General features: G+C 61.5%; 21 protein-coding genes and 4 tRNA genes. 16 read left to right on the top strand and 9 right to left on the bottom strand.

From position 1 onward, the window contains the following. Positions 1–28 precede the first annotated feature (28 nt). The 5 genes from AACH87_RS15100 to rimO all read left to right on the top strand — a co-directional run bounded on the left by AACH87_RS15100 (position 29) and on the right by rimO (position 5,603). Complete coding sequence (locus tag AACH87_RS15100) at positions 29–991, top strand: alpha/beta hydrolase (RefSeq protein ID WP_338795301.1); 963 nt, start codon at positions 29–31, stop codon at positions 989–991. Next, complete coding sequence (locus AACH87_RS15095) at positions 988–3,198, top strand: bifunctional (p)ppGpp synthetase/guanosine-3',5'-bis(diphosphate) 3'-pyrophosphohydrolase (protein WP_338795300.1); 2,211 nt, start codon at positions 988–990, stop codon at positions 3,196–3,198. Before AACH87_RS15100 ends, AACH87_RS15095 begins: the two co-directional genes overlap by 4 nt. Positions 3,199–3,256: 58 nt before the next feature. After that, positions 3,257–3,333: transfer RNA gene (locus tag AACH87_RS15090), tRNA-Val, on the top strand. A gap of 187 nt (positions 3,334–3,520) precedes the next feature. After that, positions 3,521–4,054, top strand: coding sequence for a polyhydroxyalkanoate synthesis repressor PhaR (gene phaR / locus AACH87_RS15085; protein ID WP_338795299.1), 534 nt, complete (start codon positions 3,521–3,523; stop codon positions 4,052–4,054). 157 nt (positions 4,055–4,211) lie between these two features. Further along, positions 4,212–5,603: a 30S ribosomal protein S12 methylthiotransferase RimO gene (gene rimO / locus AACH87_RS15080; RefSeq protein ID WP_338795298.1), complete on the top strand. Its 1,392-nt coding sequence runs from the start codon at positions 4,212–4,214 to the stop codon at positions 5,601–5,603. A gap of 22 nt (positions 5,604–5,625) precedes the next feature. Here the strand turns inward: rimO and AACH87_RS15075 are convergent, their stop codons facing one another. The 5 genes from AACH87_RS15075 to AACH87_RS15055 all read right to left on the bottom strand — a co-directional run bounded on the left by AACH87_RS15075 (position 5,626) and on the right by AACH87_RS15055 (position 9,972). Then, a complete protein-coding gene (locus tag AACH87_RS15075; protein WP_338795297.1) occupies positions 5,626–5,811 on the bottom strand; it encodes a hypothetical protein in 186 nt (61 codons plus the stop codon). 56 nt (positions 5,812–5,867) lie between these two features. Beyond that, positions 5,868–7,007 carry a hypothetical protein gene (locus AACH87_RS15070; RefSeq protein ID WP_338795296.1) on the bottom strand — a complete coding sequence of 380 codons (1,140 nt, stop codon included), beginning with the start codon at positions 7,005–7,007 and terminating at the stop codon, positions 5,868–5,870. A gap of 223 nt (positions 7,008–7,230) precedes the next feature. Then, positions 7,231–7,785 (bottom strand): elongation factor P, encoded by a 555-nt coding sequence (efp, locus tag AACH87_RS15065; protein WP_338795294.1) that lies wholly within the window; start codon positions 7,783–7,785, stop codon positions 7,231–7,233. Positions 7,786–7,924: 139 nt separating this feature from the next. Beyond that, a complete protein-coding gene (gene earP / locus AACH87_RS15060) occupies positions 7,925–9,076 on the bottom strand; it encodes an elongation factor P maturation arginine rhamnosyltransferase EarP (RefSeq protein ID WP_338795293.1) in 1,152 nt (383 codons plus the stop codon). Further along, a complete protein-coding gene (locus AACH87_RS15055; protein ID WP_338795292.1) occupies positions 9,073–9,972 on the bottom strand; it encodes a LysR family transcriptional regulator in 900 nt (299 codons plus the stop codon). The genes earP and AACH87_RS15055 overlap by 4 nt, the downstream gene beginning before the upstream one ends. Positions 9,973–10,104: 132 nt before the next feature. Between AACH87_RS15055 and AACH87_RS15050 the strand changes: the two genes are divergently transcribed. The 10 genes from AACH87_RS15050 (at position 10,105) to AACH87_RS15005 (ending at position 20,449) form a co-directional block, all read left to right on the top strand. Continuing rightward, entirely contained in the window at positions 10,105–11,328 is a 1,224-nt protein-coding gene (locus AACH87_RS15050) for a CoA transferase (protein WP_338795290.1), read from the top strand. 2 nt (positions 11,329–11,330) lie between these two features. Then, complete coding sequence (locus tag AACH87_RS15045) at positions 11,331–12,341, top strand: hydroxymethylglutaryl-CoA lyase (RefSeq protein WP_338798978.1); 1,011 nt, start codon at positions 11,331–11,333, stop codon at positions 12,339–12,341. 164 nt (positions 12,342–12,505) lie between these two features. Next, the gene (locus tag AACH87_RS15040; RefSeq protein ID WP_338798977.1) at positions 12,506–13,414 is read left to right on the top strand and encodes a tripartite tricarboxylate transporter substrate binding protein; all 909 of its coding nucleotides are present in this window, start codon (positions 12,506–12,508) and stop codon (positions 13,412–13,414) included. 240 nt (positions 13,415–13,654) lie between these two features. After that, positions 13,655–14,644 carry a tripartite tricarboxylate transporter substrate binding protein gene (locus AACH87_RS15035; protein WP_338795289.1) on the top strand — a complete coding sequence of 330 codons (990 nt, stop codon included), beginning with the start codon at positions 13,655–13,657 and terminating at the stop codon, positions 14,642–14,644. Between the two features lie 166 nt (positions 14,645–14,810). Next, on the top strand, positions 14,811–16,868 hold the full coding sequence (uvrC, locus tag AACH87_RS15030; RefSeq protein WP_338795288.1) for an excinuclease ABC subunit UvrC: 2,058 nt from the start codon (positions 14,811–14,813) through the stop codon (positions 16,866–16,868). Positions 16,869–17,069: 201 nt separating this feature from the next. After that, positions 17,070–17,636 carry a CDP-diacylglycerol--glycerol-3-phosphate 3-phosphatidyltransferase gene (gene pgsA / locus AACH87_RS15025; protein WP_338795287.1) on the top strand — a complete coding sequence of 189 codons (567 nt, stop codon included), beginning with the start codon at positions 17,070–17,072 and terminating at the stop codon, positions 17,634–17,636. 343 nt (positions 17,637–17,979) lie between these two features. Next, positions 17,980–18,252: an HU family DNA-binding protein gene (locus AACH87_RS15020; protein ID WP_044396762.1), complete on the top strand. Its 273-nt coding sequence runs from the start codon at positions 17,980–17,982 to the stop codon at positions 18,250–18,252. Positions 18,253–18,266: 14 nt separating this feature from the next. Continuing rightward, a tRNA-Val gene (locus AACH87_RS15015) sits at positions 18,267–18,342 on the top strand. Positions 18,343–18,400: 58 nt separating this feature from the next. After that, on the top strand, positions 18,401–20,314 hold the full coding sequence (locus AACH87_RS15010; RefSeq protein WP_338795286.1) for a SurA N-terminal domain-containing protein: 1,914 nt from the start codon (positions 18,401–18,403) through the stop codon (positions 20,312–20,314). Between the two features lie 59 nt (positions 20,315–20,373). Beyond that, positions 20,374–20,449: transfer RNA gene (locus AACH87_RS15005), tRNA-His, on the top strand. Between the two features lie 126 nt (positions 20,450–20,575). Here AACH87_RS15005 and AACH87_RS15000 read toward each other — a convergent pair. The 4 genes from AACH87_RS15000 to AACH87_RS14985 form a co-directional block, all read right to left on the bottom strand. Further along, positions 20,576–20,701, bottom strand: a complete 126-nt coding sequence (locus AACH87_RS15000) for a hypothetical protein (RefSeq protein WP_338795285.1) — start codon at positions 20,699–20,701, stop codon at positions 20,576–20,578. Positions 20,702–20,907: 206 nt separating this feature from the next. Continuing rightward, positions 20,908–20,984: transfer RNA gene (locus AACH87_RS14995), tRNA-Arg, on the bottom strand. An 86-nt stretch (positions 20,985–21,070) separates the two neighbouring features. Next, positions 21,071–22,954 (bottom strand): M14 family metallocarboxypeptidase, encoded by a 1,884-nt coding sequence (locus tag AACH87_RS14990; RefSeq protein ID WP_338795284.1) that lies wholly within the window; start codon positions 22,952–22,954, stop codon positions 21,071–21,073. A gap of 267 nt (positions 22,955–23,221) precedes the next feature. Continuing rightward, entirely contained in the window at positions 23,222–24,955 is a 1,734-nt protein-coding gene (locus AACH87_RS14985) for a DEAD/DEAH box helicase (protein WP_338795283.1), read from the bottom strand. A gap of 244 nt (positions 24,956–25,199) precedes the next feature. Between AACH87_RS14985 and ettA the strand changes: the two genes are divergently transcribed. Beyond that, positions 25,200–26,861, top strand: a complete 1,662-nt coding sequence (gene ettA, locus AACH87_RS14980; protein WP_338795282.1) for an energy-dependent translational throttle protein EttA — start codon at positions 25,200–25,202, stop codon at positions 26,859–26,861. Positions 26,862–26,876: the final 15 nt, after the last annotated feature.

Below are 26,876 nucleotides of genomic sequence, written 5' to 3'. Positions count from 1 at the left end.
CAAGCGCCGCATCCCGGATTGCGTACCCATGAATGAACCTACGCTGAACTACGTACCATGCCCCGGTCTGGCATCCGCCCACACCGCGGGCACTGGTGACGCACATCCTCAGCACCGCATGGCTTACTGGGAATGGAACGCCACCGGCAACCCGGCACATCCCCATGTGGTGGTGTGCGTGCATGGTCTCTCGCGCCAGGGGCGTGACTTTGACGCCTTGGCCCGCCGCTTGAGTCTGCATGCCCGCGTGATCTGCCCCGATGTGGTGGGGCGCGGCCAGAGTGACTGGCTAGCCGACCCCATGGGTTATCAGCTTCCCGTGTACGCAGCCGACATGCTGGCCCTGTTGGCTCATCTGCATCAGAAGGCTCCCATCGCATCGCTGGACTGGGTGGGCACCAGCATGGGCGGGCTCATCGGCATGGCGCTGGCGGGACAGCCTGGCTTGCCACTGCCTGTGCCGGTGCGCCGACTGGTGCTTAACGATGTAGGCCCTGTCATCCAATGGCAGGCCCTGCAGCGCATCGGGCAGTACCTGGGGCACATGGCCCGTTTTGAATCGCTGCAGCAGGCGGCGGACGCCATGTGGGCTATCTCCACAGGGTTTGGCCCGCATACGCCGCAGCAGTGGCTGGACCTGTCCCGGCACATGGTGCGCGCACTGCCCGAGGGCGGGCTGACCTTGCACTATGACCCGGCCATTGCGGTCCCGTTTCGGGCGCTGACGCAGGAAGCCGCTGCCGCTGGCGAGGCTGCACTCTGGCAGCTTTATGACCAGATCAAGGCAGAAACGCTGCTGCTGCGTGGGGCCGTGTCAGATTTGCTGACGCGTGAGACAGCAGCGGCCATGCAAGAGCGTGGCCCCCGTGCACGCTGCGTAGAGTTGCAAGGCGTGGGGCATGCCCCCACCTTGGTGGCTGACGAGCAGATTGCCGTAGTGAAAGCATTTTTAGGGTGGGGTTCGATGGAGGAAGGTGTGCAGGCAGGATGAAGACAAACCCCATTGCGACCCCCGTGGCCGTTACGCCGCATGAGCCGCTGCCGCAGCTGATAGCCGCCACAGCCCACACCCTGCCAGAGCAGGTGGATGCGCTGGCACGCGCCCGGGCTTTTGCCGAGCCACTGCTGGCGTGCGAAACCCTGGACTCTGGCGAGAACACGCTGGCCCATGCCGATGCGGTGGCGGCCATTCTCAAGAACATCGGTGGATCTGAGGCCATGCAGGCCGCCAGCTATCTGGTGTATGCCTGCGTGCATCTGAACAAGCCCGAGGAAGTCATCACCAAGGCCTTTGGCGAGAGCTTTGCCGCGCTGGCTGTAGAGACCACCAAGCTCATGCGTGTGCAGCGCCAGGCCCTGTCTGCAGAGCAGGTGGATGACCCCGCAGTGCAGACCGAGAACGTGCGCAAGATGCTGCTGGCGTTCTCGCGCGATCTGCGTGTGGTGATGCTGCGCCTGGCTTCGCGCTTGCAAACCTTGCGCTTCCATGCTGCCAGCAAGCGCCCTGTGCCGCCCAGCCTGGCGCGTGAATCCCTGCATGTCTTTGCGCCGCTGGCCAACCGCTTGGGTATCTGGCAGATGAAATGGGAGTTGGAGGACCTGTCCTTCCGCTTTCTGGAGCCAGACACCTACAAGGAAGTGGCCCGTCTGCTGGATGAAAAGCGCGGTGAGCGCGAGATCTACATGCAGCAGCTGCGTGAGCGGCTCGAGGCCGAGCTGCGCAGCCGCAGCATCAGCGCCACAGTGCAGGGGCGGCCTAAGCACATCTACAGCATCGTCAAGAAGATGCGTGGCAAGTCGCTGCATTTTGACCAAGTGCTGGACCTGCGCGCCCTGCGCGTAGTGGTGCCCACCGTCAAGGACTGCTACGCCGCGCTGAGCTGGGTGCACGAGCAGTTCACCCCCATCGTGGAAGAGTTTGACGACTACATCGCCAAGCCCAAGCCCAACGGCTACCAGTCGCTGCACACCATCGTGCGTGACGAGAATGGACGCCCGGTAGAAATCCAGATCCGCACGCAGGCCATGCATGACCACGCTGAACATGGTGTAGCCGCGCACTGGGCCTACAAGGAGGCGGGCAGCAAAGGTTATGCCGGGGTTTCGGCCTCGGGCGAATACGACGCCAAGATCGCCGTGCTGCGCCAACTGCTGGCCTGGGAGCGCGATCTGGCAGGCACGGTGCCGAACCGTGGCCTTTTTGAAGACCGCATCTATGTGCTGACGCCCGATGCCGCGGTGATTGAACTGTCGCAAGGCTCCACCCCTGTGGACTTTGCCTACGCGGTGCACACCAGCGTGGGACACCGTTGCCGTGGCGCGCGCGTGGATGGCGCCATGGTGCCACTCAACACCCCGCTGCAAAACGGCCAGACGGTAGAGATCACCACCGTGAAGGAAGGCCGCCCCTCGCGGGACTGGCTCAATCCTGAGCTGGGCTACCTCACCAGCAACCGTGCCAAAGCCAAGGTGCGTGCTTGGTTCAACGCGCAGGCCACCCACGAAACCGTGGCCCGTGGCCGTGAAGCCGTGGAGAAGCTGCTGCAGCGCGAGGGCAAGACAGCCATGAAGCTGGATGACCTGGCCACGCAACTCGGCTTCAAGTCTGCCGATGCGCTGTTTGAGGTCGTGGGCAAGGACGAGTTTTCGCTGCGCAACATTGAAAACCTGCTGCGTCCCCCGGAGCCTGCGCTGCAGCCCGACGACTATCTGCTGCTCAAGAAGACCCGCACCAACGAAGCCGCGCCCAAGGGTGGGGTGCTGGTGGTGGGCATCGATTCCTTGATGACCCAGTTGGCCAAATGCTGCAAGCCTGCGCCGCCGGACCTCATCCGTGGCTTCGTCACCCGCGGAAAGGGGGTGAGCGTGCACCGGGCTGATTGCAGCAACTTCCGCGAAATGGCGGCACGCAGCGCCGAGCGGGTCATCGAGGTGGAATGGGGCGCGCCCAAAGCCGCTGCTGCTGCCGTCTACCCGGTGGATGTGGCGGTAGAGGCAGCGGATCGGCAGGGGTTGCTGCGCGACATCTCCGAAGTGTTCGCCCGTGAGAAAACCAATGTGATTGGCGTGCAGACCCAATCCGTCAAAGGCACTGCCTGGATGACTTTCACGGTGGAGGTGGCCGATTCGGGCCGTCTCAACAAGGTGCTGGGTATCGTGGCATCGGTGCCCGGAGTCCGCTCTGCACGGCGTCGTTGAGCCAATAGTTTTTGCAGGCGGTTTTTTTGATGCTACAATCGCGTTCTCGAATACAAACAGGCGCGTAGCTCAGCTGGTTAGAGCACCACCTTGACATGGTGGGGGTCGTTGGTTCGAGTCCAATCGCGCCTACCAACTAACCATTGGTAAAAAGCCTTCCAAGACAAAGTCTGGAAGGCTTTTTTATTTCTCGGGCACCTTTTCGGTTTTCTGCGCGGATCGAAGCCATCAGGGTAATCCTTTGCAGGGGTGGCTGCCGAGGCTCTCTAGAATGTGTTGCACTGCAATACCCGCATTGAGCGCAAGTCCGAGGAGTTCCGTTTTGCCCGAATCCACCAGCGCGTCTGCCAAGTCCACGCAGCGCGTGATCAAGAAATACCCCAACCGGCGCCTCTACGACACCGACACCTCCACCTACATCACGCTGAGCGAAGTGCGCCAGCTGGTGATTGACCATCAGAACGTGGTCGTTCGCGACGCGAAGACGGGTGAGGATCTCACGCGCAGCATCCTGCTGCAGATCATTCTGGAGGAAGAGGCGGGCGGGGCGCCCATGTTCAGCGAGGCAGTGCTGGCCAACATCATCCGCTTCTACGGCCACGCCATGCAGGGGTTCATGGGGGCTTATCTGGAGAAGAATGTCCAGGCGTTCACCGATGTGCAGACCAAGCTGGCAGAGCAATCGCAGAACGTCACGCCAGAGATGTGGGCGCAGTTCATGAGCCTTCAGTCCCCTGTGCTCAAGGGCATGATGGGCAACTACGTCGAGCAGTCGCAGGCCATGCTGACGCAAATGCAGGAGCAGATGCAAAAGCAGACGGAGCAGATGCTAGGTGCTTTCGGCCTCAAGCGATAACTGCTGAATGCAGTGTGCCTGGGCGGGTTCTCTGAGGCTCGCCCGGGGTTGTGCAGGCCTCGTTGTTATTGGAATCCCCAGGTTCGCTGGACCGCAGGCACCTGCATAAAAGGGGGCATCTCCCGCTCAGAGGCCGGAACTGGGACAATACGCGGTTATGAGCGAAGCAATTGCCCCCACCAAAACACCCAAAGTCGGCTTTGTCAGCCTGGGTTGCCCCAAGGCCCTGACCGATTCCGAACTCATCCTCACGCAACTGAGCGCTGAAGGGTACGAGACTTCCAAGACCTTCCAGGGGGCCGATCTGGTGATCGTCAACACCTGCGGCTTCATTGACGATGCCGTCAAGGAAAGCCTGGACACCATTGGCGAGGCGCTGGCCGAGAATGGCAAGGTGATTGTCACGGGCTGCCTGGGAGCCCGGGCTGGAGAAAGCGGCGGCAACCTGGTGCGCGAGATGCACCCCAGCGTGCTGGCTGTGACCGGCCCCCATGCCACGCAAGAGGTGATGGATGCGGTTCACTTGAACTTGCCCAAGCCACACGATCCATTCGTTGACCTGGTGCCCGGTGGCTTTGGCGTGGCGGGTATCAAGCTCACGCCCAAGCACTATGCCTACCTGAAGATCAGCGAAGGTTGCAACCACCGTTGCACGTTCTGCATCATCCCCTCCATGCGTGGCGATCTGGTCTCGCGCCCCGTGGGCGATGTGCTCAGTGAGGCCAAGGCCTTGTTTGAAGGGGGCGTCAAAGAGCTGCTGGTGATCAGCCAGGACACCTCGGCCTATGGTGTGGACGTGAAGTACCGCACGGGCTTCTGGGACGGCAAGCCGGTGAAGACCCGCATGCTGGAGCTGGTGCAGACTCTGGGCGAAATTGCAGCTCCCTACGGTGCGTGGGTGCGGTTGCACTACGTATACCCTTACCCTAGTGTGGACGAGGTGATTCCGCTCATGGCCTCGGGCCATGTGCTGCCTTATCTCGACGTGCCTTTCCAGCACAGCCATCCTGACGTGCTCAAGCGCATGAAGCGCCCCGCCAGTGGTGAAAAGAACCTGGAGCGTATCCAGCGCTGGCGCGAAGCCTGCCCTGAGATCGTCATTCGCAGCACCTTCATTGCGGGCTTTCCTGGCGAGACGGAAGAGGAATTCCAGCACCTGCTGGACTTTTTGCGCGAAGCGCAAATTGACCGCGCTGGCTGCTTTGCCTACAGCGATGTGAACGGCGCTGCCGCCAACGAGCTGCCCGGCATGCTGCCGATGGAAGTGCGTGAGGAGCGCCGCGCCCGCTTCATGGCCGTGGCTGAAGAGGTCTCCATCGCCAAGCTGCAGCGCCGGGTGGGTGCCACCATGCAGGTACTGGTGGACCATGCCCCCGCCATGGGGCGCAAGGGCGGCGTGGGGCGTACCTATGCCGATGCGCCAGAGATCGACGGCACCGTGCAGCTGCTGCCCCCTGAAAAGATCAGCAAGACCTTGAAGGTGGGCGAGTTCACGAAGGCACGCATTGTGGGCGTGCAAGGGCATGACCTGGTGGCCTTGCCCATCTGAGGCAGACCGTCGGGCATTTCCGCTAGCGCAGCGAGAAGAGCCCGTAGGAGCAAAGAAGGGCCAGCCCCATCAGTGTCCCGAAGTCCATCAGCAGTTCATTGACTTCGGGTTCGTGTTCCTGCTTGCGTGTCCACAGCCAGGTCAGCAACCCGGCGGCTGCGGCGCAGGCGGGAAGCACCCAGGGGAAGTGAAGAAGCCAGGCGGACATGGGAATGTGGTGATGGTTGAAATCAATGGGCTCTGCAGCTGAAAAAAGCCCCAGACTCAGGGCAGCAGGGTGCGCCAGGACGGATGCCAGCCTGCAGCGCGCAGCCCGCTCAAGCCAGAATGGCTGAGTGTGGCCCACAGCAACACATTGGCCAACGGGGTGAAGGACACCACCGCATACAACAGCGCGGTGGATGGCATGCGTCCGAGCCCATAGGCCAGCCGCACGGAACCAGCAGCACCCAGCGCACCAGCGGCGCAACCCAGCAGCGGAGCCCAATGGCCTCGTGTCCCTGGAGCCAGACCCCATAGCAGCGCTGCCAGCAGGAACAGCAGCCCTGCCACGGCAACGTGCTGCATGCCCGTGGTCACCAGGTGAGAGTCTGCAATGCTGTGCTGGTCCTGGCGCAGTCTCCGGGGTGATCGGCGGGTGCTCGGTAGCGCGTTCTCTGCATCGTGGGGCCGGGCGTTTTCCCTTTCCGTCTGGCCTGTTGTCTGAGGTGCATCGGTGCTTCGGCGTTTGCGCTTGCGCCGTGTGGGTTTGAGTGAGGAGGGTAGCCGCACATGCAGGCGCCAGCCTGTCTGGTCAAAACGCAGCAGGCAGCCCGACAGACGCTGGGGGCCTGCTGCGGCAAACAGCGCATCGGCCTCGTCGAACAAATGCCCTTGCGCGACAGTGTCATCGGCCGCCGCCAGCAGCATGCAGCCCCTGCGGGGCATGGCAAGCACCATCCCCGCCGGAAAGCGCGCAAGCAGACCTTTCCAGAAAGTTCGGTCCAGCAGATGGCTTTCGAGCAAGAGGTGGTGCGGGGCTTGCAGCTTGAAAGTGCCGTTGGATTGCTGAACCAGGGTGGGTCCGTCGGCCTTCTGGCGCAGATGCAGGGTGGCCAGGGCCAGTGCTTTGGTGGGTGTCAGGTCCAGCCGGGCAAGATCGGAGGCGCGCGCCAGCGCCACCCCTTCGGTGCCGGGTTGGGTGAACACGAACCGCAGGCGCAGATCCGCCAGGTACCCCAGTGCCAACACTTCCGCAGGGTTTTCATCTGCGGCCAAGGACTGGTCGGGCGCTTGCAGCTGCTCGTGGGGCTGACAATGCCCTGGCCAGCGGTGCACGATCGCGTACAGGTGTTCGCGGGTGCGCTCGGCAAAGGTGGGCAGAGCCGGGGGCTCAGTGGGCTGATGGAGCTGAGTGGGCTGCACAGTGCAAGGGCTTGGAAGGGCGGCGGGCAGCGCGCCCGCCAGCAAAGCCCTCAATGTTGCCAGCGGCTGCGTTCCATCAGGCTCCGTTGCGCAGGGCAGCAGGACGAGCGGATAAAAAAAGGAGCCACGCGGGCTCCTTGTTGTGCTTTTTTGCCACGGCAGCCAGCGGTTGCTGGTGGTGCTGGGCGGGGCGGCAAGCCCTGTTGTGTCAATGATCTATTGATCAGACGCGCTTGCGGTATTCGCCAGTGCGTGTGTCGATTTCGATCTTGTCGCCTTGGGAGACGAACAGGGGCACAGCCACTTCAAAGCCGGTAGCGATCTTGGCAGGCTTCATGACCTTGCCAGAGGTGTCGCCCTTGACGGCGGGTTCTGTCCAGGTGATTTCGCGCTCCACGCTGGTGGGCAGTTCCACGGAGATGGCCTTGCCGTCGTAGAACACCACTTCCAGCGCCATGCCGTCTTCCAGGTAGTTCAGTGCGTCGCCCATGTTTTCGGCTTCCACTTCGTACTGGTTGTATTCGGTGTCCATGCACACGTACATGGGGTCGGCAAAGTAGGAGTAGGTGCACTCCTTCTTGTCCAGGATCACGTTGTCGATCTTGTCGTCGGCCTTGAACACGTTTTCGGTGCCGAAGTTGCCGATCAGGCTCTTGAGCTTCATGCGCACGGTGGCTGCACCGCGGCCGCCGCGGGCGTATTCGGTCTTCAGGACGACCATGGGGTCCTTACCGTGCATGATGACGTTGCCGGCGCGGATTTCTTGAGCGATTTTCATAGCTGATTGCTTGGGTTGGGGCCGCTCAATGCGGGCGGGGTGCCGGGTGGGGCTACACCTGCCGGCGCATGTTCCGCGGCGGAAGTGCGCGGTCGCGGGCATGAGGGTGCCGCGGTGGATTTGCGCAAAGCCTCGGATTTTACCGTTTTTCCAATACAAAGCCCAAAAGTTGCGCCACAAGCTTGTCTTGCGTCAGCAACCGCGCCCTGGCGGCCTGCACGCAGGCCGTCCACTCGCCCAGGGTGGCGTCGTCCGGCCACTGCAGAGGGGCCTCGTCAAGGCCGTTCCAGGTGCAGTGAAACTGCCGCAGCGATGCAGGGGCCTGCAGCCAGTCCAGAAACGCATGCAGCTTGGCATGGTGGGCGTTGTCGTCCTGCGGATAGATGTGCCACACCAGAGCCTTGCCGGCCCACAGCGCACGCACCAGCGAATCTTCGCCCCGCACGGCATTGAAGTCGCAGGCCCACAGCAGTTCGTCAAAGGCCGATTGGGGGCAGTGCGGGCGGTATGAAATGTATAGCTGCCCGCGCTTGTCAGATAAGGCTTGCAGGTCATTTTGATCTGAAAAGCCCGCAGGTGGGTCGAGCGCTGCCTGCACTGCCTGGGTGGGGCGCCCCGGGGCTACCAGCAGGTGCGTGGGCACGGGGGCGCTCTCGCACAGGCGTAGCCACTGGGGCAGGGCGGGGGGCTCGTAGCAGAACAGGGACATCCAGCGGGCCTGGCGGCCCAGGTCGCCATTCTTGTGCAGGTGCTGACTGCGCCAGGTGGGCGCATCAAACTCCTGGCATCGGTCCATCAAATCCACCTCGCGCAGCAGCCCCCCTGTGGCCGGGGTAAAGCCTGGGTAGAAGAACCAGCGCGTCCACCCCTGCGCGGGGCCGGACAGGATGAGCGAAGGCAGCTTGTGGTTGCGCTCCACGTAGCTCTCGGCCGACAGGTACTCCAGATTGATCCACACGGGTTTTGGGGCTCCAGCGCTTGTACGATGGGCGCAGGCAGCTATGAAATCAGGAGCAATCTCGCAACCGAAGGCCTCGACCATCACATCGGTAGCAGGCTCCTGCAGGCTGGGCGGTGGGGCGTGCCAGTCGCGCAGCTCCACGCCTGGGCAGCCGTTCGGGGCCATCCAGGCCAGGGCTGATGCGTCGTCCACCCACAGGCGCACGCGCTGCCCTTGCGCAGCCAGTTGCGATGCCAGCCGCCAGCACACGCCAATGTCACCAAAGTTGTCGATGACCTGGCAGAACACATCCCACTGCAGGGCCGGGATCGGGGCAGATGGTGGGGTCATGCCGCAGCCTCTGCCGGGGTGCGCAGGTGGTCCACCAGTAGGCGCCCCACGCTGGAGAGAGATTCTTGCGAGCGCACGCAGAGCTTGAGGTGCCGGTGCGCCCAGGGCTCGTTCAGGGTGATGCAGCGCAGCGCCAGCGTGCCTTTGTACAGCGCCGCGCTGCCCCGGGGCATCACGCCCACGCCCAGGCCTGCGTTCACCATCAGGCACAGCGCGTCGTAGCTGGTGACCTGAATGCGCAGCTTCAGCGGCAGGCCCGCTTGCGCAGCTGCCTGGGTCAGCTGGTTGTTGATGGCGCTGCCCGGATGGGCTCCCACAAAGTCGTAAGCCAGGGCTTCGCCCAGGCGCACAGCCTTGCGCCGGGCTAGGGGGTGGTCAGCCGGTATCACCAGCACCAGCTCGTCGGTGCGGTAGGGCAGCAGCACTACCCGATCTCCGTAGTCCCCGTCGTTCAGGATGCCAATGTCGGCCGCGTTTTCGGCGACCGAGGTCGCAATGGCGGTGCTGATCTGCTCCTGCAGTCGCACATCCACCTGCGGGTGCAGCGCCATGAAGCTCTGCAGCTGCGCGGGCAGAAACTGCGTGATGGCCGAGATGTTGGCCACCACCCGCACATGGCCGCGCACGCCGCTGCCGTACTCGCGCATCTGGCTGGCAATGCCGTCCAGGTCATTGAGCACGCCACGCGCCAGATGCAGCAGTGCAAAGGCCGCGGCGGTAGGGGTGGTGCCCCGGTTGCTACGCGTGAAAAGCTCGACATGCAGGGCTTCTTCCAGATCCGCCAGGCGGCGGCTGACGGCCGAGGCTGCAATGTGCTCGCGCTCAGCCGCGGCGGCAATCGTGCTTTCTTCCATCACGGCCACAAACAGGCGCAAGGAGAGGGGATCGAGTTTCATGGTGTGCAGATCGTAACTGTGCCATGCCGGTTTGCGATGGCAACTTCGCGCATGAGCGTTTTGCGCCTTGGGGCGATGTGCGGATGATGCGGCCCACAGATTTCGGAATTCATTTGCAGGAGAGCCCACCGCATGGTCACGCCGTCGCCCATATCCCTTGCCACCAGCCCCGCCGCACTCCAGGGTGTGCGGGTGATCGAGATGGGGCAGCTCATTGCGGGGCCTTTTTGCGGCAAGACGCTGGGCGAGTTTGGTGCCGATGTGATCAAGATCGAAGCCCCGGGCGCGGGCGATCCGTTGCGAGGTTGGCGTCTCATCAAGGAAGGCACCTCCGTCTGGTGGCAGGTGCAGTCGCGCAACAAGCGCTCGGTGGCGCTGGACCTGCGCCAAAAGGAAGGCCAGGACATCGCCCGCCAGCTGATTGCCGAGGCCGATGTGCTGGTCGAGAACTTTCGCCCTGGCACGCTGGAAGGCTGGGGCATGTCGCCCGAGGAACTGCACAAGCTCAACCCTGGCCTCGTGATGCTGCGCATTTCCGGCTACGGGCAGACAGGGCCGTACCGCGACCTGCCAGGCTTTGGAGCCATCGGCGAGGCCATGGGTGGCCTGCGCCACCTGACGGGCGAACCGGGCCGTGTGCCGGTGCGGGTGGGGGTGTCGATTGGCGACACGCTGGCGGCCTTGCACGGCACCATTGGCGTGCTCACTGCGCTGTACCACCGCAAGGTCAACGGTGGCAAAGGGCAGGTGATTGATGTGGCGCTGCACGAGGCGGTGTTCAACGTGATGGAAAGCCTGATTCCCGAGTACAGCGCCTTTGGTGCCGTGCGCGAAGCCGCCGGCAGCGCCCTGCCGGGCATTGCGCCCAGCAATGCCTACCCCTGCCAGGACGGCTGGGTGCTGGTGGCAGGCAATGGCGACAGCATCTTCAAGCGGCTGATGGATGCCATTGGCCGCAGTGATCTGGGTCAGGCCCCAGACCTGGCCACCAACGCAGGGCGCGTGGCCCGGGTGGAGGAGATTGACGCCGCCATTGGTGCCTGGAGCGCAGAGCGCATGGTGCAGCAGGTGCTGGACGCCCTGGCCGCCGCGCGCGTGCCCGCAGGCAAGGTCTACACCGCCAAAGACATTGCCGAAGACCCCCACTACCGCGCCCGCGACATGCTGCTGACCCAGCAGACGCGCGACGGCTACAGCGTGGAAGTGCCGGGCATCGTGCCCAAGCTGTCGGCCACCCCCGGCACCATTCGCAGCAGTGCACCCCACCTGGGCGATGACACGGATGCCGTGCTGGCAGAGGCGGGGCTGAGCGCTGAGCAGATTGCGCTGTTGCGCAGCAAGGGGGTCATTCAATGAACATGCCAAACACGCCACTCCACAACCATCCGCAGGGCAACGACTCCAGCCCTTGGCAAGGGGCGGGCCGCCGCGTTTATCTGCATGAAGTGGGCCTGCGGGATGGCCTGCAGATGGAGAAGGTGTTTGTGCCGACCGAGGAGAAGATTGCGCTGGCCAACGCACTGTCGGCTGCGGGCTTTGCCAAGGTGGAGGTGACGTCTTTCACCTCGCCCACGGCCATCCCGTCCCTGCGGGATGCCGAGATCGTAATGCGTGAAATCGAACGCCGCCCAGGCACTGTGTACAGCGCGCTGGTGCCCAATGCGCGCGGTGCGGAGCGGGCCATTGAGGCGCGCACGGACGAGCTCAACCTGGTCATGTCGGTGAGCAGCACGCACAACCTGGCCAATCTGCGCATGACGCAGGCGCAGTCGTTTGCCGCCCTGGCACAGGTGGTGGCGCTGGCGCAAGACGCTGGCGTGGCGGTGAATGTGTCGCTGTCTTGCGTATTTGGCTGCCCTATGGAGGGCGATGTGCCTGCCGCAGATGTGTGGGCCTGGGTGCAGCGGTTTGTGGACCTGGGCGTGCCCGGCATCACCCTGTGCGACACCACGGGCATGGCCTACCCCAGCCAGGTGCACCAGATCACGGCGGCTGCGCGTGCGCGCTGGCCTGGGGTGGCGTTCACGCTGCATTTCCACAACACCCGCGGCATGGGCCTGGCCAACGCACTGGCCGCGCTGGACGCCGGAGCAGACCGGCTGGACGCTTCCCTGGGTGGATTGGGGGGGTGCCCTTATGCGCCGGGTGCCAGCGGCAATGTGTGCAGCGAAGAGGTGGTGCATGCCCTGGCGCTGATGGGGTTTGACACGGGGGTGGACCTGCCCCTGTTGCTCGCCGCAGCCCAGCAGTTGCCAGCCCTCATCGGGCACGACATTCCGAGCCAGATTGCCAAGGCGGGCCCCCGGCTGGCATTGCACCCGGTGCCTGCAGACTTTGAGGCCATCCGTGAACGGGCCCTGTCGCGTTGAGTGCGTGGTGAACGGAAGATGAATGCGCGCAGGCCCTCCACTGCGCCTGAAATGATTTCTCAGTGCATCCCCCGATAAAACAAGGAGACAAAGCCATGATCGATGTTGCGATATCCCGCCGCCTTTTCACCGCGGCCGTGTTGTGCTCTGCCGCTGCAGCAGGCATGGCGCAAGACAAGTTCCCTTCCAAACCCATCACCGTGGTGGTGCCGCAGGCCGCAGGCGGTGCCAACGATGCGATTGCGCGTGTGGTGGCGCAGAAGCTGACCGAGCAACTGGGCCAGAGCGTGATTGTGGAAAACCGCCCTGGCGCAGGCGGAACCCTGGCCACCGCAGCCACTGCACGGGCGCGCAATGACGGATACACCCTGCTGCTGACGGCAGACAGCGCCCATGTGATTGGCCCCGCGCTTTACAAGAACCCGGGGTTTGACCCGGTGAAGGACTTTGCGCCTGTGGCTCCGGTAGCCACGGCGGGCTATGTGCTGGTGGCCCATCCATCGTTTGCTGCCAACAACGTGGCCGAACTGGTGACCCTGGCCAAAGCCAACCCCGGCAAGTACTCCATTGCTTCCGCTGGCAATGGCACGCTCAACCATCTGATTGGCGAGATGCTGCAAAAAGCCGCAGGCATTCAACTGCAGCACATTCCCTACAAGGGCTCTGCGGCGGCCGCCACGGACGTGGTGGGCGGGCAGGTGCCGCTGTCGGTGCAGAGCCTGCCTTCGGCCATTGCCTTCATCAAGGCGGGCAAGCTCAAGGTGTTGGGCGTGGTGAACGAAAAGCGCGTGGCCGCGCTGCCCGATGCGCCCACCATTGGCGAGACCCTGAAAGGCTTTGGCCAGGCCCCGTGGTATGCCCTGTTTGCCCCGGCAGGCACGCCAGCGCCCATCGTGGCTTTGCTGCAGGCCGAAGTGGCCCGCACGCTGGAGCACAAAGACGTGGTGGACAAGCTGGCGACGGTGGGCTGCGAGCCCTTCAAGGGCACGGCCGCCCAACTGGCCGCGCTGGTGCAGTCTGACTTGCCCAAGTGGAGCCGTGTGGTGAAGGAAACCGGAGCCACGGTGGACTGATGCCCCAGGGATGTCCTGCATAACTCCCTGCGGTCTGTGATAGCGCGGCCTCGGGCCGTCCGCTGTGTTGCTTTTCTTGCCAATAGCCGGGCTATTGGCTGCAAAAAGACGCCTTGCGGCCTGTCCCGATCCGCACTACCACCGACTCGCGAGGGTTATGCAGGACATCCCTAGAGGCGTTTCGGGGTGGGTTCACGGCCCAGCAGATCGATTCATCCATAACGATTCAGGAGACATAGCATGCATTCTTCTCGCAGAAAACTTACGCTCTTCGCAGTGAGCGTGCTGACTACCAGTCTGACCGTCGGCCTCTCGGGCCAAGCCTGGGCTCAAAACTACCCCAGCAAAACTGTGACGCTGGTGGTGCCCACAGCGGCAGGCGGCACCACGGATTTGTCCGCCCGCATGCTCGCCCAGGCGCTGGGCCCTGCGCTCGGGCAGTCGGTCATTGTCGACAACAAGGGCGGTGGCAATGGAAACATTGCTGCGGGGGCGGTCAAGCGTGCAGAGGCCGATGGTTACACGCTGCTGATGCAGTACTCGGGCTACCACGTCATCTCGCCGCACATCACCAAGCAAAAGCAGTGGGAGTTGTCTGATTTTCAGCCGGTGGCCAATGTCATCTCCGCGCCCCAGATCATCGTGGTGCGGGCCGACCTGCCCATCAAGACGCTGCCCGAGCTGATGGCCTATGCCAAGGCCAACCCCGGCAAGCTCAATTACGCTTCGTCAGGCAACGGCTCGCTGCAGCACGTCACAGGGGCCATGTTGGAGCAGCAGGGCGGGATCAAGATGGTGCACGTGCCCTACAAAGGCACCGGCCCAGCGTTGCAGGACCTGCTGGGTGGCCAGGTGGACCTGACCTTTGGCACCGCGCCACCGTTCATGCCGCACATTGCCAGCGGCAAGCTGCGGGTGCTGGCCGTGACGGGCAAACAGCGCCTGCCCAGCCTGCCCGATGTGCCCACCACCGCCGAGGCGGGCTATCCCAAGGTGGACGCCACATCATGGTTTGCCGTATTTGCACCAGCGGCCGTACCCAAGCCCGTGGTGGACAAGCTCACCGCGGACATCCGTGCGGTGGTGCAAAACCCCGCCTTCCAGCAAAAGGCGCAGGAGCAGGGCGCTGCTGCCGACTACCAAAGCCCGGCCCAGCTGGCCGACAAGGTGAAGGCCGACTGGAGCAGCTGGGCCACGGTGGTCAAGGCATCCAAAATCGAAGCCGAGTAGTCTTTTGCATCAAAATGGCTGCCAAGGCTGAAAGATAGAGCGCAGGCAGCTATTGACTTGATAGCAAACGCAGATGCTTATGCCAGTGAATCCTCCTCTGTAACGGGGCGGTGAGCAGAGCCCTGCATACAGCGCGGCTGTGGCGCTTGCCGCCACAATACGCGCCATGTCTGATGTGCATTCCGAAGAACTTCTGGCGCAGGTGGCTGCGCTGCCCGCCCTGCCAGGGGTGTATCGCTACTTTGACGCGCAGGATGGCCTCTTGTATGTGGGCAAGGCGCTCAACCTCAAGCGCCGTGTCTCCAGCTACTTTCAGAAAAACCATGGCGGCACTCGCATCGGTCACATGGTCAGCAAGATCGTACGTATGGAGACCACCGTCGTGCGCTCCGAGGCCGAAGCGTTGCTGCTGGAAAACAACCTCATCAAGACGCTGAACCCCAAGTTCAATATCCTGTTTCGGGACGACAAGAGCTATCCCTACCTCAAGATCACCGGCGTGGCCAACGGCGCAACCCGGGATGCGGATGCACCGGGTCAGGTCTACCCCCGCATGGCCTACTACCGCGGGGCGGTGGACAAAAAGCACCGCTACTTCGGCCCGTATCCCAGCGCCTGGGCGGTGAAGGAGACCATCCAGCTTTTGCAAAAGGTGTTTCGGCTGCGCACCTGCGAAGACACCGTATTTGCCAACCGCACCCGGCCTTGTCTGCTCTACCAGATCAAGCGTTGTACCGGGCCTTGCGTTGATCTGATCTCGCCCGAGGCATATGCCGCCGATGTGCAGAACGCAGAGGCCATGCTGCGCGGCGAAACGCAGGAGCTGCTCAAGGTGCTGGAGCAGCGCATGATGGCCCACTCCGACAAGCTGGAGTTTGAGCAGGCTGCAGAGGTGCGCAACCAGATCCAGGCTTTGTCACGCGTGCTGCACCAGCAGGCCATTGAGACGGCCGATGACAAGGATGCAGACATCCTGGCCGTGAAGGTGCTGGGTGGCCGCGCCTGTGTGAACCTGGCCATGGTGCGCGGGGGCCGCCATCTGGGCGACCGGCCTTACTTTCCGGTGCATGTGGAGGATGCCGCCGCTGTCTACAGCGCAGAGGGGGCGGAAGAGGCTGATGGCGTGTCTGCCGACGCACCCACAGCATCAGGCTCTGCAGACGCGGTGCCACCACCTGCACGTTCGCGGCCTGTGGAGGCGCTGGTGCTGGAGGCTTTCATTGCCCAGCACTACACGGGTGTCCCGGTGCCACCTTTGCTGATCACCGGTGTGGCGGTGGACAAAGCGTTGCTGGAGGCACTGTCTGAGCAGACGGGTGTGCGCATCAACGCCATCCAACAGCCGCGAGAGCAGCGCCGGGCATGGCTGGAGATGGCTCAGAAGAATGCCGACTTGCAGCTGGCGCGGCTGCTGGCGGAGGAGGGCTCGCAGCAGGCGCGCACGCGTGCACTGGCTGAAGCCTTGGACTTGCCGCCCGACGATCTGGACGAGCTCACCATCGAATGCTTTGACATCTCGCACACGGCGGGCGAGGCTACGCAGGCATCGTGCGTGGTGTTCCATCATCACAAGATGCAAAGCAGCGAATACCGCCGCTACAAGATCGAAGGCATTACCGGAGGCGACGACTATGCCGCGATGCGCCAGGTGCTGACCCGCCGCTACAGCAAGGTGGCGGAAGCCGCGCGCGAAGCCGGAGGCATCGACTTTGCCGCCGAGTCGCCCTCTGATACCCGCAGTGCTGCTGGTGAAGTCAAGCCCAAAGGCGTGGCGCGCCTGCCCGACCTGGTGTTGATTGACGGTGGTAAGGGGCAGGTAGCTGTGGCCCGCGAAGTGTTTACCGCCCTGGGGCTGGACCTGACCCGCATCGTGGGAGTGGAAAAGGGCGAAGGGCGCAAGGTGGGACTGGAGGAGCTGGTGTTTGCCGATGGGCGCGAGAAGGTCTATCTCGGCAAAGACTCGGCAGCCCTCATGCTGGTGGCTCAGATTCGCGACGAGGCGCATCGCTTCGCCATCACGGGGATGCGCGCTGCGCGCGCCAAGGTGCGAGTGGGTGGTGGCCAGCTGGAAGAGATTCCCGGCATTGGGCCCAAAAAACGTGCGCGCTTGCTGCAGCGCTTTGGTGGTGTGCGCGGGGTGGCTGCGGCCAGCGTGGACGACCTCGCTTCGGTGGAGGGTATTTCTCGCGAACTGGCTGAAGAAATCTACCGGGCGCTTCGCTGAGGGCCTGTAACCCTTACATGAATCAGCGCCGTTTGCATCTGTGGGCTGGGGTGTTGCTGCGGCTATTGCTGCATTGTGTGCCTTGCAGCCCATCCCGCTCCGCTGCGCACACTTGCCCGTCCATTCGCGCGTGGCGAATCCCTTGCGTGAAGATTTGTAGAGACGGCGCGGCAGTGCCGGGTGCATGACACAATTGCGTCCATGTTCTGGACTATCCCCACCCTGATGACCTGGACGCGCATCGTCGCGATACCCTTGATCGTGGGGGTGTTCTATGCGCCTGTCGATCCGGCCACACGCAACCTGATCGCCACAGTGATGTTCGTGGTGTTCGCCGCCACCGACTGGCTTGACGGCTTCCTCGCGCGAAAGCTCAACCAGACCTCTTCTTTTGGCGCGTTTCTCGATCCCGTAGCCGACAAGTTTCTGGTGTGTGCGTCCCTTCTCGTGCTGGTGCATCTGCAGCGGGCCGACGTGTTTGTGGCACTCATCATCATCGGCCGCGAAATCGCCATTTCTGCCCTGCGCGAATGGATGGCCCAGATCGGCGCGAGCAAGAGCGTCGCGGTGCACATGATCGGCAAGGTCAAAACGACGGTGCAGATGCTGGCTATTCCATTTCTGCTGTACGACGGACGGCTGTTCGGTGTCATTGACACCGGCGTCTGGGGCACATGGCTGATCTGGGCATCTGCGGTATTGACCGTGTGGTCGATGGTTTATTACCTTCAGAAAGCCCTCCCGGAGATCCGTGCGCGGGTGCGTTGATCGGTATCGTCCCGGAACGACCAAGTCATCCAAGGCGTTCGATGGACCACCCGTGTGGGTGTCAATCGGTATAGGCGCGCATGCGGCGTGATTGACACAAAAACGGCGCTTCTGCCCGGTAGCGCCTCGAAATGCGACTAGAATTCATGCACTGCCGCCGCAACATGGCGTGCTGTATTGACACTTGGAAAGTCGATGGCTTTAATCTGATGCAGCAGACCATGCTGTGTACGCCAGTCATTCCCCCGTCTTGTAAATCAAGCCTCAAGCATCAGGCTGGCAGACGTGTGAAGACCAGATACCACGACACAATTCCATCAACGTTATTCCCGAGAGGCTTCTTGTGAACAAAACCGAACTGATCGAGCACATTGCTAACAATGCCGACATCTCCAAGGCAGCCGCTGCACGCGCTCTGGAGTCGACCATTGAAGCCGTCAAGAAGACCCTGAAGAAGGGTGGCACCGTATCGCTGGTTGGTTTTGGTACATTTGCGGTGGGCAAGCGTGCTGCGCGCACTGGTCGCAATCCCCGTACGGGCGCTGCGATTAAAATCAAAGCTGCTAAAGTTCCAAAGTTCCGTCCAGGTAAAGCATTGAAAGATGCTGTGAACTGAAATTGTTTTAGGCTGGGTCCTTAGCTCAGTTGGTAGAGCGGCTCCTTTACACGGAGTAGGTCGGCGGTTCGAGACCGTCAGGACCCACCACCAACAAACAAAGGCGAACGAAAGTTCGCCTTTTCTTTTTGTCACTGAAAGATCAGCCATGTTTGAAGCTATCCGCAAGCATTCCAAGATCGTGATGTTCTTGTTGTTCTTGCTGGTCATTCCTTCGTTTGTTCTGGTAGGTATCAACAGCAACTACTTCTCTGAAAAGAGCCCGGTGGTGGCACGTGTCGATGGCCAAAAAATCACGCAGGCTGACTGGGACAATGCGCACCGCACCGAGACAGATCGCATTCGTGCGCAGTCTCCCAACGTAGACCCCAAGCTGCTGGATACGCCTCAGGCGCGTTACGCCACACTGGAGAGGCTGGTACGTGATCGTGTCTTTGCAGCCGCTGCGCAAAGCGCTCATCTGGTCACCAGCGATGCCCGTCTCGCCCGCTCGCTGCAAGAAATCCCCGCTATTGCATCACTCAAGCGTGCCGATGGCTCACTGGATGCGGAGGCTTACCGGGCGCTGGTGGGGGCGCAAGGTCTGACCCCCGAGGGTTTTGAGGCCAACGTTCGCCGCGAACTCTCCCTCAATCAAGTCATGGGTGGGGTCATTGGTTCCACCTTTGCCACCGACACTGCGACCCGTCTCGCATTTGATTCTCTGTATCAGCGTCGCGAAATTCAGGTGGTGAACTTCAATGCGGCTGACTTTGCGAAGCAGGTCAATCCCAGCGACGCCGACATTGAGGCCTTTTACAAAGCCAATGCCTCGCGTTTCCAGCAGCCAGAGCAGGCATCCGTGGAGTACGTGGTGCTGGATCTCGACAGTGTGAAGGCTGGTATCCGAGTCAACGAGGATGATCTCCGCACGTACTACAAGGAAAACCTGACCCGTCTGGCTGCCAAGGAAGAGCGCCGTGCGAGCCATATCCTGATCAATGCGTCCAAGGATGCTCCTGCTGCCGAGCGGGAAAAAGCCAAGGCACGTGCGGAAGAGCTGCTTGCCCAGGTGCGCAAGGCGCCTGCTTCGTTTGCCGATGTCGCCAAAAAGTCCTCTCAAGATACCGGCTCTGCCAGTGCAGGCGGGGATTTGAACTTTTTCGGCCGCGGTGCCATGGTCAAACCATTTGAAGACGCCGTATTCACCATGAAAAAGGGAGATATCAGCGATGTAGTGGAGTCTGACTTCGGCTACCACATCATCTTGCTGACCGACATCAAAACTCCCCGTCAGCCCACCTTTGAAGAGCTGCGCGCTAGCTTGGAAGCAGAGCTCAAGCAGCAGCAAGCGCAGCGCAAGTTTGCGGAAGTGGCTGAGACATTTACCAATACCGTGTACGAACAGCCCGACAGTCTCAAGCCGGTGGCAGATAGTCTCAAGCTCAAGATTCAAACGGCAACTGGCGTGACACGGGCACCTGCTGCGGGTGCCACAGGTCCCCTGGCCAATCCCAAGTTGATTGAGGCGCTGTTTGCCAGTGATTCGCTGGAAGGCAAGCGCAACACTAGTGCTATTGAAGTAGGCCCTAGCCAGTTGGCAGCAGGTCGTATTGCCGCATATTCACCTGCTCGTACCCTCCCTCTGGAGGAGGTCAGTGCACGCGCACGTACCCTGTTTGTGCAGGAAAAAGCACTTGAATTGGCTCGCAAGGAGGCTGAATCCAAAAAAGCAGCATGGTCCTCTAATGCTTCTGCTGTTTCTGGTTTGTCGGCTGCCGTGACCGTCTCGCGCGACCAGTCGCAAAGCCAGCCTCGTGCGGTGGTAGATGCAGCCCTTCGGGTGGCTCCAGATTCTTTGCCGGGCTGGGCAGTGGCCGATTTGGGTGCGCAGGGCTTTGCGCTGGTCAAGGTGCTGCGTATCGTGCCGCGTGAGGCGGCAGACCCTCAGCAAGCTGCCCAGCAACGCCAGCAGCTGCAGCAGTGGTGGACCACAGCAGAGGGCTATGCCTACTATGAAATGCTCAAGGAGCGCTTCAAGGTTCAGATCAAGCCAGCCCGCCCTCAGGCGGCCGCGCTTTGAGTTCTGATTCTGAACAAATGAAATCTGGCCTCATTTTTGGGTTATAATATGAGTCTACGGTGGCTGTAGCTCAGTTGGTAGAGTCCAGGATTGTGATTCCTGTCGTCGTGGGTTCGAGTCCCATCAGCCACCCCAAAATACAAAGCCTGCAACGTCAAAAGCGTTGCAGGCTTTTTGTTTTCTGTCCTTCTTTTGGCGGCTTTGATTCGAGAAGAACTTCGTGTTCTGGATTTGTTTTGGCGGCGGACTTTGACAAGTCTCTCAGCAGAACATGATGGCTATCAGTGCCGCCTCGTCGGCCATATTCAGCAAAAAATACGCTGCTAGCCGGTAAGCCAGTGCTGTTCCGTTTTCCATCAGCACTGCCATCATTGCTTGGGGTTGCATTGGGTTAAGGTTTTCTTAAATCTTCTTTGCATGCAAGAGGTGAGCTGGGCTTTCTGCAAGAGGACCGGGGTCATCAAGCATGTTTCCATCGTCGTTCATTCATCAGACGCCACGCTTGCGAGAGCGCACCCCAGACAACAAAAAACCCGCCATGCCAGGGAACATGCGGGTTTTGAGAGTCCGAGAGACTGTATGAGATTCCCTTTTGGCCTGCCCGGAGGGACTCGAACCCCCGACCTATTGCTTAGAAGGCAATTGCTCTATCCAGTTGAGCTACGGGCAGGTAAAGCATTGAGTTTGACCTCAGTGTCAAGCCCAAGATCATAACCTCTGCGGAGAGGCATGGAGGCTTCTCCACGTGATGCGTGGTCAGTCTGTTTCCTCAAAAACCAGCGATGGCGTGGACATGACTCGTGCCGTATCGTCCAGCGCCTCGATCAATCGATTGGCAAAGTAGCTGTTCTGTGTATCGGGCTCTAGCGCAGCGATCGCGATATTGGCCAATGGTTGGTTCAATGGCACGTAGTAGCTGCCTGCCGGTACATCAATCGCGGTCCTTGCAGGTGTTACGTTGACGCGCACGATATCGAAGCTGCCTGCGATGGTGCCACGCACATCTCGGCGTTCGGCTACTTCCCGGCCGGTTTCCTGGTACTTTTCAGCGAGCAGGGAACCGGCTTCGGCTACCCGCATGACCTGTACACCCATCAGTTTGAGCCGTTCCACCGCGGAGGTCGTATTGGCATTCAGCCAGTAACCGCAGGGGCGAGCACGGCTTTGCAGTGCGCGCAGCTTCAGTGAGGAGTTCCAGTCGACACGAATCGCACGATCTTCACCCGTGGCAGGGTCCAAGAAAGTGAGGTCACGCTGTTCTGGAGTAGCAGTGGCTTCAATCGTGACCTGATCGCGGCAAGCTTGTGCAGTGGTGTCGCGCACCACAAAAGATCGCACCTGTTCCAGTGGTCCGGCTTTGTCTGCTGTGCTGCGCAGAGCACTGGCCATGGCAATGACTTGGGTATGAACGCGTCGCTGAATGTGATTGCGACCGATGCCCACGCCTCTGGTTTCGATCAGCAGGCTGACTGCATTCTTGAGGCCATGGACGTTGCGTCCCGTGTCGGGTTGCGTGCCGCCCATGGAAATGGCTTTGTCATCTTTGTTGGTGGATGTGGTGTAGTACCACTCACTGCTCAAGCCTTGTTCCTTGAGTGCTCCCACCATGGGGCTGTGATACCACTCCAAGGATGCCTTGGTCAGGAATTCCGGGTAGTTTGCTGTGGTGGTGTGCTGAAGAAGAGCGTCGTATTTCTGAATTGCGTTGAACTTCTCAAGAAAGCGGCCCACCACGGTGTATTCGTGTGCATCTACCACCAGTATGGGGCGGTAATCGCGCACCAGCTTGGCAATCGCCCTGGCCTCGGGGGTGTTGAGAAGCAGGTGATCTCTGTTCATGTCGATGCCGTTGGCTGTGGTTCGGGTGCCTGCCTCGGCCCCGTCCGGATTGGCCCGCGGTACGACGATGACGTTGATTTTGTCCAGCAGGGGTTCCAGAAGCCCCCCTGGGGCCAGTTCACGCGCAATGATCAGCAGGGCTTCTGCCCCTGCCGGCTCATCGCCGTGCTGTTGCCCCACCATCACCACGGTAGGGCGACCAGCGGTTTCCAGCGCTGCAGGGCTTGCTGATTTGGCTCTTGTCAGCAACAGACCGGAGATGGGTGTGCCGCTCTGCGATGTGCCGAGATGAAGTAACTGAGGGCGTGTACTGTTGCCCGATTGAAGTGCTGTCAGATCTGAGAGCCATTGGCCCAGCTCGGCGTTGGTCGTGAATGCGCGCCTATCCCGCCCCAGGCCTGGGGTGCTATAGACCACAGAGGGATCCGGGAAGCGTGCGGATACTGCGGGGCTGTAGGGTGGGGTGAGTGGTGCTTCGACACGTGTGCTGAGGACGGATGGCGGAGCGACCGGTGTAGCGGTGGCTTCTGTAGAGCGTGCCTGCGGCGTGCCAAGTGGCGCAGGAACGGGCTTTGCCGTAGCTGCGGGCGTTTTGGGCAGAGGGGCAGGCAGCGCGGCCGGGGCCTTGGCGACTGGCTGCGCGGGCCATGGCGGCAGGGGCGTGCTGCTGCATGCGCCCAGAGCCAGTGCAACGGCCGCGCTTGCAGCAACGATTTGCAGCCGTTTGCCATAGACAAGCGGGGCTGCGATGTGCTCGGATGCTGCAGAGCGAATGTGGGAGCTGACGGAGCGCTGGATCATGGTACGAATGCTGCAGGAGCGGTCGGTTGACCGAGATGGGGGCAGATGTTACCTGTTGCTGCCGAACTCATTGCTGCGCCCGAGCTGCCGTCGGGTCATGCGGAATGGCGGTGGGGACAAACGGTGGCGTGATGGCAAGTGCTTTCCCCTCCTTGAGCCGACATGTATTCCATACGTTCAAAACAAAACGCCTGTCGCCAAGGCCATAAGACCTCAGCGACAGGCGTTTCAGAATGACGGCGCGGGTGGGACGCTCGATTCACCCACTCAACGGTTGAAAGAGCCGCGTGGGCCTCCTGAGCCGCGAGGACCATTTCCGCGTCCTCCACCGCCGTAACCTCCACCATTGCCGCCGCCATTCCCACCGCGGTAACCACCGCCGCCGCGACGACCACGCTCGGCCATGCTGTCCACGCTGGTGCGCATCGGGTCAGGCTGACCGGATGAATGGCCAGAGCTGCGGTGGCCAGGATTGCTGTGCCCGCTGTGAGTGCCCAGGTGAGCATTCATGCGTGGGGGCTGTGCGTCGTCATAGCGATTGCCCTCACCCTGGTTGGGGCGGCCTCTGCCGCGACCGCGGTTTTGACCGTTACCGCCATTCCCCTCGCTTGCACGGGCGGTGTTGGCATTTTGAGGACCCCGGCCCGAGCGCTGCCCATTGCCGTTGTTGTTGCCTGGTTGTCGTGGACCGCGTTCGCCCCCCTGGCCCTGCGTGGCCTTGTTCGCGCGGATGCGATCCATCATTTCTGTGCGCGCAGCTTTGGCTGCGGCTTGCATGACTTCTCTGCTTGGTGGCTTGCCTGCACCTCCCCAGATGGTCTGGCGGCCCATGGCAATGGGTTCTGCCTTTTCTCCGGGTTCTGGGCCAAAACCTTCCAGCATCTGCACTGGAATTTGCTGCTTGGTGAAGCGCTCGATGTCCATCATGAAGCCTTCTTCGTCCATGCAGACCAGGCTCACGGCCTCACCGGTAGCGCCCGCGCGACCTGTACGGCCGATGCGGTGCACATAGTCTTCCGGCACGTTGGGAATCTCGTAGTTCACGACGTGAGGCAGATCGTCAATGTCGATGCCACGTGCGGCAATGTCGGTAGCAACCAGCGCGCGAATCTCTCCGCTCTTGAAGCCGGACAAAGCCTGGGTGCGTGCGCTTTGGCTCTTGTTTCCGTGCAGTGCCATGGCGCTCACGCCATTCTTGGTCAGGAATTCGGCCACATTATTCGCACCAAACTTGGTACGGGTGAACACCAGTACTTGGCTCCAGTTGTGCTGCTGGATGATGTGCAGGAGAACCTGCTTTTTCTTGCCGCGGCCAACTGGATGAATCACCTGTGTGATGCGCTGCACGGTCGTGTTGCGCGGAGTCACCTGGATGCTCTGGGGATTGCGCAACAGAGAATTGGCCAGTTCGCGAATGTCGTCGCTGAAGGTGGCAGAGAAAAGCAGGCTTTGCTTTTCTTTGGGTACCAGGGCCAGCACCTTCTTCACATCGTGGATGAATCCCATGTCCAGCATGCGGTCCGCTTCGTCCAGCACCAGGATTTCCACCGTGGAAAGGTCAAGGAAGCCTTGTTGTTGCAGATCCAGGAGCCGACCTGGAGTGGCCACCAGCACATCCACCCCGCGCTTGATACGGTCGATCTGGGGATTCATGCCCACGCCGCCAAACACCACGGTGGAGTTGATGTCGAGGTACTTGCCGTAGTCACGCACCGACTCTTCCACCTGCGCTGCCAGCTCGCGGGTAGGGGTCAGGACCAGCGCCCGAATCCCCTTGCCGCCGAACTTGCTTTTCGGTGCCGTGCCTTGTGCGAGGCGATGCAGCATGGGCAGCGTGAACGCAGCTGTCTTGCCCGTGCCTGTCTGTGCCCCTGCCAGGAGGTCATGCCCCTCCAGCACCGCAGGAATGGCCTGCGCCTGAATGGGGGTGGGCGTCTCGTAGCCTTGCTCGAGCACGGCCTTCAGAATGGCTGGGGCCAGATTCAGTTCTTCAAATTTCATGTCATTGAGTGCGCCCGTCCGGGGCGCCGGGTATCGGCCTGTCGTCGCAACCGGAGGTGGGTCGCCGAGCCAGTCTCAGGCAGATGAGGTTCAAGATTGGGAGCCCGGAAGTGCATTCCTTCGTCCCCAGCGAACTGCTGATGTCACGAGCAACTGGAGCCCGTTACGCCCATGATTGTCGCATGGCCCGATAATCTTGTTTTGAACGCAGAATTTCTGCCCACTTTTCCAGGTTAGACAAGCAATGGCTCAATACGTTTATTCGATGAATCGTGTCAGCAAGACGGTGCCTCCCAAGCGCCAGATCTTGAAGGACATCTCCCTCAGCTTTTTCCCCGGCGCCAAGATTGGCGTGCTGGGCCTGAACGGCTCGGGCAAGTCCACACTGCTGAAGATCATGGCGGGCGTGGACAAGGAAATCGAGGGCGAAGCCATTCCGATGCCTGGCATCAAGATTGGTTATCTGCCCCAGGAGCCTCAGCTCAACCTGGAGCACACCGTTCGCGAGAGTGTGGAAGAGGCCATGGGCGAAGTGTTTGCCGCCAAGGCCAAGCTGGAAGATGTGTACGCAGCCTATGCTGAGCCTGATGCAGACTTTGACGCTTTGGCCGCAGAGCAGGCCCGCCTGGAGGCCATCATCGCAACGGCAGGTACAGACTCTGAGCATCAGCTCGAAATCGCAGCAGATGCCCTGCGCCTGCCTCCTTGGGACGCAAAGATCGGCGTGCTCTCCGGCGGTGAAAAGCGCCGTATTGCGCTGTGCCGCTTGCTCCTGTCCAAGCCCGACATGCTGTTGCTGGACGAACCTACCAACCACTTGGACGCTGAGTCGGTGGACTGGCTGGAGCAGTTCCTGCATCGCTTCCCTGGCACCGTGGTGGCTATCACCCACGATCGCTACTTCCTGGACAACGCTGCTGAGTGGATTCTGGAACTGGACCGTGGCCACGGCATTCCCTACAAGGGTAACTACAGCACCTGGCTGGACCAGAAGCAGGCACGTCTGGAGTCGGAGCAAAAGGGTGAAGAAGCCCGCGCCAAGGCTCTGAAAAAGGAACTGGAGTGGGTGCGCCAAAACGCCAAGGGCCGTCAGGCCAAGAGCAAGGCGCGTATTGCACGCTTCGAGGAACTGAGCGATTACGAATACCAGAAGCGCAACGAGACACAGGAAATCTTCATTCCTGTGGCAGAGCGTCTGGGTACCCAGGTGATCGAGTTCAAGGGCGTCACCAAGTCTTTTGGTGACCGAGTCCTGATCGACAACCTGAGCATGAACATTCCCGCGGGCGCCATCGTCGGCATCATCGGCCCCAACGGAGCTGGTAAGTCCACCCTGTTCAAACTGATCGCGGGTCGGGAGCAGCCTGATTCCGGTGAAGTCATCATCGGCTCCACCGTGAAGATGGCGTATGTGGACCAGACCCGGGATTCGCTGGCCGATGAAAAAACCGTGTGGGAAGACATCTCTGGCGGTCTGGACATCATCAACATTGGCAAGTTCCAGATGGCCAGCCGTGCCTATGCCGGTCGCTTCAACTTCAACGGTGGCGACCAGCAAAAGAAGGTGGGCATGCTCTCCGGTGGTGAGCGCGGACGTCTGCACTTGGCAAAGACCCTGATCGCTGGCGGCAACGTGCTCCTGCTGGACGAGCCCTCCAACGATCTGGACGTGGAAACGCTGCGCGCCCTGGAAGATGCCCTTCTGGAATATGCGGGTACGGTGTTGGTCATCAGCCACGATCGCTGGTTCCTGGACCGTATTGCCACCCACATCCTGGCCGCCGAAGGTGACAGCCAATGGACGTTTTTTGACGGCAATTACCAAGAGTACGAAGCGGACAAGAAGAAACGCCTGGGCGAAGAGGGTGCCAAGCCCAAGCGTGTCCGCTACAAGGCTCTCAAGTAATAGGTCGGGAAGTCG

The sequence above is a fragment of the Acidovorax sp. DW039 genome (assembly GCF_037101375.1).
Lineage (GTDB): Bacteria > Pseudomonadota > Gammaproteobacteria > Burkholderiales > Burkholderiaceae_C > Acidovorax.
This window is presented reverse-complemented; position numbering and strand designations above follow the sequence as displayed.

Excerpts from the sequence above, each read along its gene's own strand:
- AACH87_RS15040 (WP_338798977.1), top strand. The coding sequence starts at position 12,506 with ATGGCGCAAGACAAGTTCCCTTCCAAACCCATCACCGTGGTGGTGCCG.
- rimO (WP_338795298.1), top strand. The coding sequence starts at position 4,212 with ATGAGCGAAGCAATTGCCCCCACCAAAACACCCAAAGTCGGCTTTGTC.
- AACH87_RS15000 (WP_338795285.1), bottom strand. The coding sequence starts at position 20,701 with ATGCAACCCCAAGCAATGATGGCAGTGCTGATGGAAAACGGAACAGCA.
- uvrC (WP_338795288.1), top strand. The coding sequence starts at position 14,811 with ATGTCTGATGTGCATTCCGAAGAACTTCTGGCGCAGGTGGCTGCGCTG.
- AACH87_RS15100 (WP_338795301.1), top strand. The coding sequence starts at position 29 with ATGAATGAACCTACGCTGAACTACGTACCATGCCCCGGTCTGGCATCC.
- AACH87_RS14990 (WP_338795284.1), bottom strand. The coding sequence starts at position 22,954 with ATGATCCAGCGCTCCGTCAGCTCCCACATTCGCTCTGCAGCATCCGAG.
- AACH87_RS15055 (WP_338795292.1), bottom strand. The coding sequence starts at position 9,972 with ATGAAACTCGATCCCCTCTCCTTGCGCCTGTTTGTGGCCGTGATGGAA.
- AACH87_RS15045 (WP_338798978.1), top strand. The coding sequence starts at position 11,331 with ATGCCAAACACGCCACTCCACAACCATCCGCAGGGCAACGACTCCAGC.
- AACH87_RS15095 (WP_338795300.1), top strand. The coding sequence starts at position 988 with ATGAAGACAAACCCCATTGCGACCCCCGTGGCCGTTACGCCGCATGAG.
- ettA (WP_338795282.1), top strand. The coding sequence starts at position 25,200 with ATGGCTCAATACGTTTATTCGATGAATCGTGTCAGCAAGACGGTGCCT.
- AACH87_RS14985 (WP_338795283.1), bottom strand. The coding sequence starts at position 24,955 with ATGAAATTTGAAGAACTGAATCTGGCCCCAGCCATTCTGAAGGCCGTG.
- AACH87_RS15035 (WP_338795289.1), top strand. The coding sequence starts at position 13,655 with ATGCATTCTTCTCGCAGAAAACTTACGCTCTTCGCAGTGAGCGTGCTG.
- AACH87_RS15075 (WP_338795297.1), bottom strand. The coding sequence starts at position 5,811 with ATGTCCGCCTGGCTTCTTCACTTCCCCTGGGTGCTTCCCGCCTGCGCC.
- AACH87_RS15050 (WP_338795290.1), top strand. The coding sequence starts at position 10,105 with ATGGTCACGCCGTCGCCCATATCCCTTGCCACCAGCCCCGCCGCACTC.
- pgsA (WP_338795287.1), top strand. The coding sequence starts at position 17,070 with ATGTTCTGGACTATCCCCACCCTGATGACCTGGACGCGCATCGTCGCG.
- earP (WP_338795293.1), bottom strand. The coding sequence starts at position 9,076 with ATGACCCCACCATCTGCCCCGATCCCGGCCCTGCAGTGGGATGTGTTC.
- efp (WP_338795294.1), bottom strand. The coding sequence starts at position 7,785 with ATGAAAATCGCTCAAGAAATCCGCGCCGGCAACGTCATCATGCACGGT.
- AACH87_RS15010 (WP_338795286.1), top strand. The coding sequence starts at position 18,401 with ATGTTTGAAGCTATCCGCAAGCATTCCAAGATCGTGATGTTCTTGTTG.